Origin of the sequence: Geomonas ferrireducens (genome assembly GCF_004917065.1) — a bacterium.
In the GTDB taxonomy this organism is placed as follows: domain Bacteria; phylum Desulfobacterota; class Desulfuromonadia; order Geobacterales; family Geobacteraceae; genus Geomonas; species Geomonas ferrireducens.
Genome location: NZ_SSYA01000001.1, coordinates 1,637,533 through 1,652,387 on the forward strand (window position 1 = coordinate 1,637,533; position 14,855 = coordinate 1,652,387).

Consider the following 14,855-nt stretch of genomic DNA (forward strand, 5'->3'; position numbering starts at 1 on the left):
TCTCCCCTGCGAGGGGCCGCGTCCGCAGAAGACCCCGCCGCTGCAACCTCCCGCACCCCATCTACCTCATTCCCGCAGTAAAAGTAACGACCTGCGTCCCTTCCGGCGCTATTCCCGCTCCCCCCTCATTTGCGCGCAGAGATCGCGAAGCACATCCTCGAGTTCCCGCGTCACCCCCGCCGCGTCCAGAAGCGGAGAACGCTCCAGCCGCTGCCGTGCGTCGCCCCTGAAGGAGGCGAGGGCCCCGGTGTCGGCGGCCACCCGGCGTGCCATCTCGACGTACTGCGCCTCGCTCGTCGTCACCAGGTCGGCGAGGCCGCAACTGGTGAGGAGGGTCGCCCCGGTGCGCGAGGCGTGGCGATCGCCGGCGAGGGTGATCACGGGGACCCCCATCCAGAGCGCCTCGCAGGTGGTCGTGGTGCCGTTGTATGGGAAGGTGTCCAGTGCGACGTCGACGCGCCGGTACTGCGCCAGGTGCTCTTGCGAAGTGGGCTGCCCGGCATCGAGCTCGATGCGCCCGGGCGCGATCCCCTGCGCCTCGAACAGTGCCAGGATGCGGCGGCGCACCCCCTCATCACCGAGCGGCTGCGCCTTTACGAGCATGCCCGACCCCGGGACGGCATGGAGTACGCGGCTCCAGAGTGCTATCACCTCGGGCGTCGCCTTCGCGAGGTTGTTGAAGGAGCCGAAGGTGACGTGCCCGGTCTCGAGACAGGGGGGCGGGGCGACCGGCGGCGCCGCATCGGGGGGGAGATAGCAGCAAAAGACCCGCGGCAGCCGGACGAGACGCTCGCTGTGGCAGCTCTCCCCCTCACCCGGCGGATCGGCGATGGCGTCGGTGATGCGGACGTCGATCACCTTGAGGCCGGTTGTGTCGGGGTAGCCGATCCAGGTTGCCTGGAGCGGCGCGGGGCGCAGCGCGAAGAGCGGCAGGCGGTTTCCCGAGGTGTGCCCGGCCAGATCAACGAGGATGTCGATGCCGTCGGCGGCGATCATCGCGGCGGCCTGCGCGTCCGGGACGCCGTGGATGTCGCGCCACTGCTCGACGAGCCCCTTCAGCCGCTCCGTGGTCCGGTCGGCGCGGGGAAGGTTCGCGTAGCAGAAAACCTCGAAAAGGGCGCGGTCGTGCTCCCTGATGACCGGCTCGATGAAGCTTGCCACGGAGTGCTGCCTGAAGTCGGGGGAGACGTAGCCGATCCTGATGCGCCCCCCCTGCGGTCGGGATGCCGGCACCGGCGCGCCGGGCGCCGGGCGGAAGGGGCGGGTGCGGGCGGCCTTCAAGTGTTCGGCGAAGATGAAACGGTGGCTGAACCCAGGCGTGTAGTGCAGGGCGAAGAGCATGTTCTGGCGGGCGTCCAGGTGGTCGGGATCGAGGCGCAGTACGGCGCGGTATGCCTCTATGGCGTCGAGGCTCCTCCCTTGGGCCTGCAGCACGTTCGCCAGGTTGTAGCGAAGGGGCACCGATGCGGCATCGCAAGCGACACCCCGATCCAGTTCCTCCTCCGCTTCCGTGAGGCGCCCCCCCTCTTTCAGAAGCAAGGCGAGGTTGATGCGCGCCTGCTGAAAGGAAGGATCGAGGCCCAGGGCGTTGCGATAGCACTCTTCTGCCTGCTCCTCCTGTCTTAGCTGCCGCAGTGCCGTCCCGAGCGCGTTCAGGGCCTTGACGTGCTCCGGCTCCAGAGACAGGACGCGCAGCAGCAGCCCCACGGCCTCTTCCGGGAAACCGTCATCTCCCCTGAGTACGGCGAGCAGGTACCCGGCGGCGGTGTTTTCCTGCCGTGCAAGCCCCCTCAGCCGATCGCACGCCTCCTCACGCATCCCCTTCTTCAGGAGCAGCTCGACGTACCTAAGCCCCGGCTCGTCCGCGCCGCGGCCTTCGGCGGAGCCAAGCCGTTCCTGCCGGTGGCACCATCTCTCCCAGGCGCCCGCGAGGGCGTCCTCGAAGCTGCGCGTGAAGCCGGCACCGTCGGTAAGCGGTGCGGCGTCCATGGTCGGGCGCAGCGTTCTTCTAAGGGCTGCAAGGCGCTCCGGGTCCCCGGCGAGTGCGCGGGCGGTCGCCACGAAGCCCCCCGAGTCCCCCGCCGCGAGTTCCGAGAGTCCCACGGCGCAAAGAAGCGAGGCACCGACCCGCGCGCGGTGCGAGGCGCCGGTCAGGGTGACCACCGGGACCCCCATCCAGAGCGCTTCGCACGTGGTGGTCGTGCCGTTGTAGGGGAAGGTGTCCAGGGCGATGTCGACCTCGCCGTACAGGGCGAGGTGATCGCGGTAGGAGGGGGTGTTGCCGGTGAGGGTGAGTCTCTCCCGCTCGATGCCGTGCGCGGCGAAGGCCTCTTCGAAGCCCTTGGCGGTTTCGGGGCAGGCGAGGGAGTATCCCTTGAGCAGCATGCGCGAGCCCGGGACCGCGCGCAGCACCTCCGACCAGAGCGCCACCGTCTCCGGGGTGATCTTCGCGGGGTTGTTGAAGGAGCCGAAGGTGATCCGCCGCGTTGCGAGCGCCGGCAGTTCGGCGACCTCGGGCGCCTCCTCGGGAGGGGCGAAGCAGGAAAACGGACCGGGCAGGCGGATGAGTTCCTCGGTGTGAAAGCGCTCGGTCGTCCCGGGAGGATCGCATACGGCGTCGGTGATGCGGTAATCGATGGCGGCAAGGCCGGTGGAGAAGGGGTAGCCGATCCAGGTCATCTGCACCGGGGCGGGTTTGCGCGCGAAGAGGGACAGGCGGTTGCCCGCCGAGTGCCCCGAGAGGTCGATGAGGATGTCGATCCCGTCCCGGCTGAGGATCTTTGCGACCTGCGCATCGGAAAGCCCTGCTATGTTGACGAAGCGGTCGCAAAGGGCGGCGATCCGCGCGCTCCTGTCGTCGGGGGCGGTGACGTTCGAGTAGCAAAAGACCTGGAAGCGCGCCCGGTCGTGGTTTTTCAAAACCGGCTCGATGAAGCGCGCCACGGCGTGTTCCCGGAAGTCGGCGGAGACGTAGCCGAGCTTCAGCACCCGTTCGGTCGAGGGGGTGTTGCCGTGGACCGGGGGAGGGAAGCGGTGTGCGGCGCCGAAGGCGGCATGCTCGGCAAAAACCTCTTTTTCCGGGATTTGCGCCGGGTAGAGCAGGGTGAAGAGCAGGCTGCTCAAGGCGTCCTGGTAGCCGGGGCTCAAACGGAGCGCCTCGCGGTGCTGCGCGATCGCCTCGGCGTGCCTTCCCTGCGCTTTGAGGGCCGTCCCCAGGTTGTGATGCGCCTCGGCGAAGTCCGGTCGCAGCCTGAGCGCCTCCAGGCAGGAGCCGATGGCGGCAGCGACATGGCCGAAGCGCTCCAGGAGGACGGCGATATTGGAGCGGGGGGCGGGGTCGAGCGGGTCGAGGCGGATCGCCTCCCTGAAGGCGGCATGGGCCTCCTCGCCGCGCCCCAGGGCGTTCAGCGCAAGCCCCAGGTTGTTCCGGTAGTCGGCCCGCTCCGGCGCGAGGTCGCATGCCTTCTGCAGTGCGCAGGCCGCCTCGGCCATGCGCCCCACCCTTGCGAGGGCCAGGCCGTACTTGCCGTGCGCGTCGCTCCACTCGGGCTCGAGAGCTGCGGCGCGCTCGAAGTGCGGCAGGGCGTCGGCCGCCCCCGAGATGAGCTCGAGGGTGCAGCCGAGGTTGTAATGTGCCGGCGTAAGGTCGGGGTGCAGGCGCAGGGCGGCCCGGTAGCATGCCGCGGCCCCCTGCAGGTCCTTCGCGGCGTAGCGCTCGTTTCCCCAGTCGAGGTATCCCTTCGCGTCCGCAGCGGTGGGGGCGTTCTTCGTGGCGTCGGTCATTGCGCCGAACTCCTTCGCTCCAGCCGCTGCGCCAGTTCCCTGACCGGGGCGGCCAGCTCCCCGCGCTCCCCGCGGGCCAGTCCCGCGGCGTACTCGTCGAGGAAGTCGGCGCAGTCGTACCCAAGCTGCGTCAGCCTGCGCACGATCGCCTCCGCCTCCTCCGTCTCCCCGGCCAGGAGCCGGCAAACGCAGAGAAGGGAGAGTGCCGGAGGATACTCGGGCCATTTGAGCAGCATGTCGCGGCAGCCGGCCGAGGCGCGCTCGGTGTCGCCGAGGAACAGTTCGGCTTTGGCAAGGTTAAAGGCCGCTTCCTTCATCTCGGGGGCGAGCCGTGCCCCCTTCAGGGCGTGCTCGCGGGCCTTTCGGTAATCGCCGAGGCTCAGGTAGAGGTATCCGAGGTTGAAGTACGGCTCGGCCGCCTCCGGGGTCAGTTCGAGCACCCTGCGCCAAAGCTCCTCCGCCTCGGAAAAGCGCCCGAGCTCGGTGGCCTGGATCGCCAGTTCGGTGAGCGCCTCGACGGTGGCGCCCCCCTGGGACAGTTTCTTCATCCCCAAGAGGTAGTACTGCTCCTGCTTTTCGGCGCACTTGGCGTTGTCCAGTTTGCCGTAATGGTGCACCGGGATGTCGCAGGGGAGGACCGGGATGCCGCACTGCGCCAGCGTCCCTTCCACCAGTTCGTGCACGGCCCCCTGGAAACGGACGCGGGGGGCGTTCGGGAAAAGCCGCACCTTGAGGCTCGGGGTCCAGCCGAGCCCGCGCTCTTCTGCCGGGTACTCTCCCGCGTTCGCCGTCCAGTTCTTGCGGGTCACCTCGGCGGTGTAGTTCCTGGTGGTGATCGAGAAGGCGGCGGAACCCGCACGGGAGACCAGCTCCTGCAAGCGCGGCAGATCGCGCGCCGCCAGTACCTCGTCGGCGTCCAGCACCAGGATCCATTCCCCGGTCGCCTGCGAGAGGGAGAGGTTGCGCGCCTCGGAGAAGTCGCCGTTCCAAGGGAAGGCGAAGACCCGGGCGCCGAAGAGACGGGCCAGATCCACACTTCGATCGGTGGAGCCGGTGTCTACCACCACGATCTCGCTGGCGAACGGCTTCACCGACGCGAGGGCCGCCGGCAGATGGCGCCTCTCGTCTTTCACGATCATGCAGACGGAAACGGCGGCGCGGCACGGGGAGTCGGGAAAGGCCGGCCCCGCGAGCTTCCTGATTTCCAGCGCGGCGTCGAGAGCCGCGTCGTCCAGTCCGTAAGAGACCGCCGCCCGCTCGAGCTCTTCCAGCGCCTGCAGGTAGTGCCCCTGCCGGATCAGCACCTCGACGAGCCCGAAACAAAGCCCCTTGTGCTCCGGGTAGAGAAGGCACGCCTCGCGCACCCGTTCTTCCTCGCGCGGCAGCTCGGAAAGCTCCTCGGCTAGATCGTGGAAGAGGGCGAGCCCCGGGAGATCAAGCGGCGCGAGGATGAAACTTTTCTCGGCAAGGTCGAGCGCCTCGCCGTATTCGCCACGCTCCCGGTGCAGCCGGGCAAGCTCGAGCCAGGGGGGAGCGAAGCCTGGGTCCGCCTGGCAGGAGCGACGAAAGAGCGCCTCCGCGCCCGCAGCGTCACCTCGGCCGGCCGCCGCTTTCCCCTGCAGGTAGAGGGCGAGGGACGTCTCCGGGGCTAGCTGCGCGATCGCTTCGATGCGCGCCAGGGCCTCCTTTTCTTGACGGAGCGCGCTCCGGCAGCGCCAGTCAAGGTACAGCCGCTGCAACTCCGCACCGGCCGGGACCTGTTCCAGTACCTCCAGGGCGTTTTTAAAGCTCCCGGCGTCCAGGAGCGCTTCGGCAAGAAGCAGGTAGGGCGCAGGTTCGGTCGGCGCGAGGGCGATTCCCTGTTGCAAAAAGAGATCGACGGCGGCATCCAGGCTTCCCTGCCTGGCTAGCTGCTGCGCAAGAAAGAGCGCCTGCCGGGAGGCCACCCGCTTGGCAAGCTCCGGCTCCAGTCCGGCGAGGGCCCATTTTTCCCGGAAGGAGAGCTTTCCGGTTTCGGGATCGTGTTCCGACTCCCGGGAAGGGAGCCGGTGGAGGAAGACGTCTCCCGCCACCATGCAACTAAAGCCGGCCAGAGCGGCGCGCAGGCATAGGTCCTCGCCCCGGTCGCCACGCCTCAGCCGGGCGTCCGGTCCCCCCGCGGCCTTGAGCGCCGTGCGGGTCAAGAGCATGCAGAAGGGGTCGAGCATCCGAGCCGGCATGCGGCGCCGGGCGTGTCGCGCCGCGAAGGAACGGGCGAACTCTTCCAGGGCCGCCCCGTCCGTAGTCTCGGGGCCTCGGGCCCTCTGCAAGCCGGTCGCGCAGTCTCCCATCGGACCGACGATGCCCGCACCGGCTTCCCGGTCGAGGCAGTCGAGCATGCCGGCAAGCCATCCGGGAGTCGTCACCACGTCCGGCTCCATCAGCACGAGCACATCTCCGCGCGCCTGCACGATCCCGGCGTGGTACGGATCAGCATCCGCAAGCCGGGCGCCACCCTCCACCAGTCGGCACTCCGCGTACCGGCGGGCGAGTTTTTCGAGGCGTTCGCCCTCCTGCGCGCCGTGATGGATCAAGAGCACCTCGTGTCGTTCTTGCGTGTGCCGCGCGATGCCGTCGAGGCAGCGCTCCAATTCTCCCAGGGCCCCGGCCGTCTTGATGACGATGGAGCAGAGAAGCCCCTCCTCGCGTCGCGCCGGGGTCGCCTCATGACGCGGTTCCGTTTCCTCGCTGAGGGCCGCGAGCCGCGCACGCACGCAGGCCGCGGCCTTTTCCCAGGTGAAGTTCCGGGCGATGTGTCGAGCCGCCGCCCTTCCCCTTTCCCGCGCCTCACCGGGGTGCTCCGCCACGTGACGCATGATGTCTGCGAGGGCTGCGGCATCGGGCTCGGCGAGCCAGGGGTGATCCACCGTCTCCAGCTCTCCCACCTTTTTCATCGGCAGCTTCACCTCGCGTGCCGGAATGAGGTAGGCGGTCTCGGCGGAGCAGAAATCGAGGGCGGCGCCGTGCCCGGTGACCACCACGGCGAGGCCGCATGCCATCGCCTCGGCCATAGGGAGGCCGAACCCCTCGCCGCGGTACGGGTGCACCAGGCAGTCGCAGGCGGTGTAAAGGCCGGCAAGCTCCCGGTCCGGGAGGAACCGGTCCAGGTATTCGACCTCGGGGAGATCCGGGTTTTGCCGGTAGCGCGCGATCAGCTCCTGGGCGGTGCGCCCCTGGTAGAAGGACCCGCCTCCCATGTCCTTGATGACGAGGCAAACGTCATCGCCGCTGGTGAAGGCGGCGGAGTAAGCCTGGAGCAGGATGTCGATCCCCTTGCGCGCGATGGTCCCGCCGACGAAGAGGAACTTGAACCTCTTCTGCGTCTTCAGGGTAATGGGAGGAGCCTGCGGGTTGAAGAGCGCCGTGTTGACGCCGTTAGGGACGGTGAAGACCCGCTCCGGCCGTACCCCGCTGCGCAGGTAGCAGTCGCGCACGTACGAGGAGGGGACCCACACCTCGTCAACCATGCCGTTCATCGCCTCGACCCAGCGGACGGGGAGGCTGCCGAACTCCCATGGCTGGATCATCACCCAGCGCCCCTGCGGCGGAGGGGTGAAGTCGGGGGGCCACTGGTGCCGCACGTGTACCGCGGGCGCCGCAGCGAGCGGGCGCCGGACGGCCTCGGCGAGCAGGTGAAAGCGGGGATCGGCCTCCGCCCCGAACTGGTCCTCCTCGTACGGGATGATGCTCAGCGGGTAACCGTCCCCGATCAGCTGCAGGCAGAGTTCCCGGTTCACCAGCGCAAGGGAGTGTCCGACGAACTGCGATCCCTCCCACACCACGGCGGGTTTCGCACCCACATCCGTGGTTGCCCCGCGGATGTCGACGCGCAGCTCTCGTTGATCGGCGGCAGGCGGCGTGCCCGCGGCCAGTGCCATGTATAGCCCTTCGACGTGTTCCAGGTACCGGGCGAAGGAGTGCGGTGCCGTCATGGAGCCTCGCATTCTGGCGACAAGCTGGCGGTTACCCAGGCAGGACCTGACTGCCTGGACCAGTTCAGCCACTTCATCATACCGGTACAGAAAGCCGTTCACCCCTTCCCGCACGAAATCGGGGATCCCACCGATACGCGCGGCGATGACCGGAAGGCGCATTGCCATCAACTCAAGAAGCACCAGCGGAGCGCAATCCTCGGTGACACTGGGGACCAGGGCGAGGTCCAGCTCCGCCGCGATACCGGGGAGGTCCTCCTCGCAGTAGCCGCCGTGAAAGGCGACCATCCCTGCGCGGTCCAGGGAGCGCAGCCACGTGAGCAGATCGCTGGCCACGCTGCCGAATACGTGGAACTCCACCTCGTCGCGGGAGAAGTGCTGGGCGGCCGCGATGATCATGTGGACACCCTTGTTGTGCGTCACCCCCCCGATGAAACCGATCCTGAGCGGCTCGTGCAGGGGGCGCCGGGCCTGTCGGGCGAGCTCACCGTTGCGCCATAAACGGTCGCATGAGGGGCTCGCCTGGTGTACGACGGCCACGCGAGCCGGGTCGGCGCCGTATTCCACCAGGAGCTCCTTCTGCCGCGTGGAGACGGCGAGCACCAGGTCGACCCACTCGTTCATCACCTTCTTCGTGACCAGGATCCGTTCCCGGTACAGCTCTTTCTTTTCCGGGTTTCTCCTGATTGCCGCCGCGTTCCGGAAAGGGTCCGTGCCGTTCCACAGGCAGAGGTTCCTGTCGAAGAGGTAGAGCTCCGGGTCTATCATGTGGTAGTTGTGCGGCGTGAAGCAGCTGGGAATGCCAAGCTCCTTGACCAGTTGCGCCATGGCCAGGGTGAGGCCATGGAAATTGTGGAAGTGGACGACTTGAGGAGCGGTCTCCTTCAGCACCTCTTTTAACCTGCCCAGGACCCCCTCGTCGCGGATTTCCCGCTCGGGGTAGTCGGGGTCGGTGAACAGGGCCGGGCGGTTGCAGACCCCATAGAGCCGCACCCCGTCCTCGCACCGCTTATCCAGCGCGTAAGCGGGGAGGGCCGGGTTGCTCATGAGGGAGGCGTAGAAGACGGAGACCTCATGTCCCCGCCTTGCGAGCTCCTTTGCCACCGAGCGGGGAAAACTGGTTCCTCCTCCCGACTCTTCCCAGCCGTACATGGTGAAGAGGATGCGCAACCGGGGTACGGTGGCGGGAAGGGGCGCCGGTTCAGGTGCAAACCCCGACCGGAGCAGTTCCTCGTGACTCGGTATGATGCCGATGCCGGTCCCTAGCGCGCAGGCCTCCGGCAGTCCGTCCAGCACCCCTAGGGCCCATTTGCGCTGCAGCGGCGAGTAGCACTCGGTGGTCTCCAGCACGATCTCGGCCTTGAGCTGCTGGTCGTGCTGCTGGGACTTTTGGTAGTGCCCCCCCTCGTGCATGCGGTAGTTCCAGACCGCCCCCGCAACCTTCTTGCCGCGATGCCCCTTGCTAAGGCAGGAGATCCAGAAGGCCCAGTCCTCGTAGCTGCTGCGGTGTGTCCTGCTGGGGCGGTAACCGCCGGTATCGGTCCAGGCCTTGCGGCGGAACATGGCCGCAGGCGGGATGAAATTGAAGCACAGCAGATTCTGAGCGCTGTACTCGGGGTGGGGCTCGTACAGGTCGGATGCGCCGAAATCCTGCTGGTCCCCGTATGCGATGGAGACGCCGGGATCTTTCTGAAGTGCGTCGACGCAGGCGGAAAGGTATCCGGGGGCGAGTGTGTCGTCGGCGTCGAGGCAGACGATGTATTCACCTTGCGCCCTGGCGATACCGTTGTTGCGCGAGATGGCCGGCTGCCCCGAGTTCTCCTGGCTGACGAGGGTGATGCGGCGCTCGGGGAAGGCGCGGATCATCCTCCCGGCCACCGTGTCGGTGTCGTCCGTGCTGCCGTCGTTTACGATGATGATCTCCACGTCGCGGCAGTCCTGTCGCGCCACGCTGGCGACGGCCTCCTCAAGATAGCGGCCGTAGTTGAAGCAGGGGATGACTACGGAGATCACGGGTGGTGGCGCAGAGGGAAGGGAGCGGGGTTCCGGACGCCTGGAGCGCAACGGGGGCGGGGTGTACTCCACGAATACCGGGTAGCGCTGCTCCTCCGGCCTTATCCCGTACTTCTCGCGGACGCGCGCCGCCTCCGATTCGCTCGCGGGGTGGCTGTTCTCCACCCCTTCCGGGTTGGCGAAATACAGCCCGAGGACCTGGTCGATCTTCAGGAACCTCTCGCCTTGCGCGATCCTGAGCCAGAATTCCCAGTCGCCGGCAGAGGCGAAGTTATCGTCGAACAGGCCGTACCGCTCGTGGAGGGAGCGTCGCCACATCGGCTGCGAGCTTACCATGCAGTGGCTTCGGATGGTCTGAACCCCTTCGTAGCGTGACCAGGCACGCTGCTTGCGGGATGCGGTACCTTCGAAGGTGTCGTTTGGGTGCTCGGTGTACAGCTGGTCTGCATAGACGAGAGCGATGTCGGGGAGGGCCTCCAAGGTGGCCGACATCAGCTCGAAGGCGTCGCAACGGTGTCGGTCGTCGGTGTTGGCGGAGGTGAGGTAGAGACCGGTGGCGGCAGCGATGCCCCGGTTCCAGGCCCGGTAGATGGTCTCCCGCTCCGGGGTGCGGATGTACCTGATGTTGTCGTAGCGCCTCTGGAACTCCTCGACGATGGCGGCTTCGTTTTGCGGCGAGGCGCTGTCCACCACGATGATTTCCATCCGGTGCGCGATCGTCTGCGCCTCAAGGTCCTCAAGGCAGCCGCGCAGGAACTTCTCCGAGTTGTAGGTCGAAACTATCGCCGAAACGAGCACCCTTTCTGGCGCCGCCTTGGAGGAACGCCTGGATGGGGTTTCCGCCGCGGTGCCAGCGCTCCCGGCAGTCTGCGGACCATCGAGGAAGGCGAGGTGGCCGGCGGCGAGCGGGCTGTCCGGAGCTATGGCCTTTGCGCGGAGGTAATAGGTGCGGGCCTCGTCGCAGCGCCCGAGGAGGGTGAGGATGGCCCCGGCGCAAAGCTGGTTCTCCAGGTTGCCGGGGGCGGCGCCCGCCTGTTCCTGGTAGTAGCGCAGCGGCTCGGCGAGCTCCTTTGCCTGGAAAGCCCGCAGCCCTTCGCGATAGCGCTCCGAGGCGGGATCGAGCAGCACCGCCTTCTCGAAATGCGTCTTGGCGAGGCCGATATCGCCACGCCGGTGCAGGAGCAGGGCCAGTTCGTGGTGGGGTTGCGCGGCGCGCGGGTGGCGCTTTAGGAAATCTTCCACCGCGCCCGGTGCCGCCGGGTCGCCCCCTTCGAGGCGGATCAAAAGCCGCTGGAAGGCCTCCTGTTCCTCCGGGGAGAGCGCTACAGGCGTAGGGGTGAGCGGGGCGTACCTTGGGCGGTACTCCTTCTGCACCAGTAAGTATTCCAGCGTCGGGAGCTCCCCCTTGCGCGAGACCGTTTCCGGCGAAAGCCAGTAGAGGCCCAGAAACTCCGGGACGTGGATGAAATCGTGTGTGAGGGCGGCGCGCAGCCAGAACTCGTAGTCGGCCGCGCTTTTGAAGCGCTCGTCGAAGTAGCCGATCTCCTCGTGCAGCGACCTCCTCCAGAGGGGGAAAGGGCCGACGCAGCAGAGCTCCAGAAGTCCCAGGCGGTCGAAGTGGGGCCAGTCGCGGAAACCGTAGCGCTCGTGTGTCTCGAAGGTGTTGTTTTCCTGCCGCGTGATGAGCATGTCCGGGTAGGCGAGGACGCACTCCGGGTGCTCCCTGAGCGTCCGGACCAGGATCTCGTAGGCGTCGGCCCGCATGCGGTCGTCGGTGTTCGCGTTGGTGACGAACTCGCCGGTCGCCATGCGTATGCCGCGGTTCCACGCCTGGTAGACCGTTTCGCGCTTTTCCGTCCTAAGATAGCGGATGTTGTCGTAGCGTCTCTGGAACTCCTCGACGATGGCGCGCTCGTTTCCCGGCGATGCGGCGTCGATCACGATGATCTCGAGCCGGTCCGCGATGGTCTGGGCCTCCAGGTCCTCGAGCTTGCCGCGCAGGAAACGTTCGGCGTCGTAGGTGGAGACGATGGCTGAGACAAGGGGGGCGTCACTGCCTTTTAAGGGCGTGCCCGTTCCCACCCCGCCTGGCGCCTGCACCGCTTCGTTTCTTGGGCCTCTTTGCGCTGCTGCGGCCTGTGTCGAGCTGATCTTTTCGCGCATCCCTACTCGCTCACCGGAATGATGTCGACGTGTTGGTAAGGCACCAGATGGTTGAACAGTCCCCAGTGCGGCATCCCCTCCGAAGAGCGGTACAAGGCGTGCCCCTCTACGAACATGCGCGGCTTGTCCGACCCTTCCCTAAGCGAGGCGACAAAGGCCTCCTGCAGCACCCGCAGGTCGATGTCCGTGATGCAGTGCGGCGTTTGGTAAGGGCACTGCCAGTTGCAGTCGTAGCACTCAAGCGGAAGGCAGGCGATCGAGGTGAGCCCGCTGTAGGGCATGAAGCGGCCGAAGTGCCCGCCGCCCAAGAGGATGACGTTGGTGGTTCCGACCGCGCAGGCGATGTGGGCGAGACCGGTTTCGGTGCCGATGGCGATCCTGCAGCGGCTGATCAGGGCCGCGCTCTCCCGCAGCTTCAAGGAGCCGCTAAGGTCGAGAGTCGGCACGCCGGCGGCGCTCAGTGCATCGAGGTTGACCCGGTTCATGTCGCGGTCGGACTCCACGCCCAGTGCCAGCACCGACAAACCCTGGGCGCGGCAGACCTCGCGTATCGCCTCCCCGAAACGGCGGTAATTGCGGATCGGGTACTGGGCCCCCGCGAAGAGGACCACGGTCTTTTCCGGGGCGAACCCGGCTTCCTTGAGCAGGCGGTCTCCGGCCTGGAAATCCTCGGGGGAGAGCCAGAGCTTGGGGGTGAGCGGCTCGGCCGCGTCGATGCCGATCCCTTTGAGCAGGTCGCGGTGGCGCTCCAGTTCCGGCTTGTGCCGGCCCGGGCTCGGGACCAGCGTGGAGTACACGTTGTTACCGGAATTGCGGTCCTCTTGGCTCATGTTGCTGAGGTCACTCTCCAGGGCTACCGTCGCCGGTGCGCCGGAGGCGAAGCAGAGGAAGTCGCTCAGGATGTTGCGGGAGTAGGTGCCGTTCAGGCAGAGGTCGAACCCGGCGCCATGGAGCTTTGTGCGCAACTCCTCGCGGTAGGCCTCGTCTTCGAGGGCCCGGGCGGTGTCCACGGTGACGACGTCGTCGCAGTAAGGGCATGACTGGTACAGCGGAGCCACATGCTTCTGGCAGAGTACGGTCAACCTTGCCTGGGGAAAGCGCTCCTTGATCGGTTTCAATGTGGTCATGGCGAGGATGCTGTCCCCGATCGAGTCGCTGCGGACGAAAAGGATGTTGCGCGGCTCGGGTGCCGGGGCGGCCCCTTTTTTCGGATCGAAGTGGGCCATGCAGAAGCCGAACTTCTCCTGCGAGGAGGTGATGACGGTGAAGCGCGGGTCCTCCTTGATCTGCTGGAAGCTCTTGTGGTGCTTTACGTGGTAGACGTCGTCCAGCACCACGTAGCACTCGCCCTTGAGCTTGCCGACCACGTAGTTGAATTCCACGTTTCCAAGGTGCCCGCCGCTGTCGAGGAGCACGATGGATGGGGTATAGTCGAGCCGCTCCAGGCACTGCCCCAGCAGGTCGTCGCTCACCTCGCTGAAGTTCGTTTCCCCGTAGTAGAACGCGGCGCGGTTTTCTTCCTGGTGGTCGACGAAGATGCCGTCCCCTTCGACGTTTTTCACCGTTTCTTCCTCGATGCGGGCCATGTCCGGCAGCAAGGCGCGGGGAACGGAAAGGCCGAGGAGGGTGGTGACGAACGGGGCGAGGCCGCTTTTGGCGAGGTTGCCCACCGCCTGCTGGTAATGTTTTGGGTTGCACTCGATGGTGTAGAACTTCGTCTCGAAGAGCCCCGCCTTGCGCAGGGCCGACGCGATAATCCTCGTGGTGCCGGTCCCAAGGTAGGTGCCGGTCTCGATGATCGAGGCGGGGCGGACCCTCGTCACCAGCTCTTTCAACTGTTCCTCGAATTCGGAAGATTCCTGGATCTGGGTCAGGTCCTGACCGAGCACCCCCTCACCGGCGATGCGCACCTTCTTTTTCTCCGGCAGGCGTACATTGTCCGCCCCCTTCGGAGAGCATTCTCCATGCAGGTCCTGCTCGATGAGGCTAACCATTTCCTTCATGCCGGCAAGGAGTTCCTGCGCCTGCTGCCGGGCGAAAAATGCCTCCATGGAGGTGCCGAACATCTCCATGATGCCGCGGTAGCGCAGCAGGCTCATGGTGAAGAACGCCATCTTGAACAGCGTCTGATCGGCGGAGTCGTCCCTGGACTCGGCAAGGCTCATGTATGCTCGCGCCATCTTCAGGAACACCTCCACCCCGTCGGTCTCATCCGGCACGTGCTTCTTGCGATATACCTCGGTGTCGCCCCAGTCGTCGGCCTTTCTCAGGAAAAAAAGCCTCTCGTTAACCAGGGCGAAATAGCCGTGAATGGCAAGCTCGGTCAGGAGCAGGTGGTCCGCCCCTATGACCTTGTGTCTATTGATCTTCTTGAAGGCCTCCAGCCGATAGATCCCATAGAACTGGTATGCCTCGACCAGCCCGTAGGAAATCACCATGGCCCGGGAGAAGACCCCCATGCCGCGCGTGTCGATGGCCCCGGGAATCTCGTCCAGAACGGTCTCGCCCTTGAACCAGCAGGAACGGGGATAGGCGAGGACCACCTCGGGGTCAGCGTCCAGTGCACCGATACATCTCTCGATGAATTGCGGCGCGTAGAAATCGTGTCCCGCCGCGAACATGTAGTATTTGGAGGTGATGTCGTCCATCAGCTTGAAGCTGATAAGGGGATCGTTCCGCTCCACGTGCAGCACCTTTACCCGCGGGTCTCGCGCGGCAAAACTGTCGGCGATGGCTCCTGTGGTATCGGTGGAGCCGTTGTCGACTATCAGCAGGGTGAAGCCGGCATAGGTCTGTCCCAGCAGGGACTGCACCGCCTTCTCCATATGCTTCTCTTCATTGCACACGATCATGTTGATGGTGAGCACCGGGTTTTTCAGCGTCATTTTCAAGTCCCCATAGGTCGCTTCGTCGTGAGCGGTAAAA

At 66.3% G+C, this 14,855-nt stretch carries 3 protein-coding genes; all 3 read right to left on the reverse strand.

From position 1 onward, the window contains the following. Positions 1–108: 108 nt before the first annotated feature. Genes E8L22_RS21710 through E8L22_RS07180 form a run of 3 tightly spaced genes read right to left on the reverse strand, consistent with a single transcriptional unit; the run spans position 109 to position 14,815 of the window. On the reverse strand, positions 109–3,783 hold the full coding sequence (locus tag E8L22_RS21710; RefSeq protein ID WP_246044568.1) for an O-linked N-acetylglucosamine transferase, SPINDLY family protein: 3,675 nt from the start codon (positions 3,781–3,783) through the stop codon (positions 109–111). Beyond that, on the reverse strand, positions 3,780–11,930 hold the full coding sequence (locus E8L22_RS07175; RefSeq protein WP_136524504.1) for a glycosyltransferase: 8,151 nt from the start codon (positions 11,928–11,930) through the stop codon (positions 3,780–3,782). The genes E8L22_RS21710 and E8L22_RS07175 overlap by 4 nt, the downstream gene beginning before the upstream one ends. Before the next feature lie 2 nt (positions 11,931–11,932). Beyond that, entirely contained in the window at positions 11,933–14,815 is a 2,883-nt protein-coding gene (locus tag E8L22_RS07180) for a glycosyltransferase (RefSeq protein WP_136524505.1), read from the reverse strand. Between the last annotated feature and the right edge of the window lie 40 nt (positions 14,816–14,855).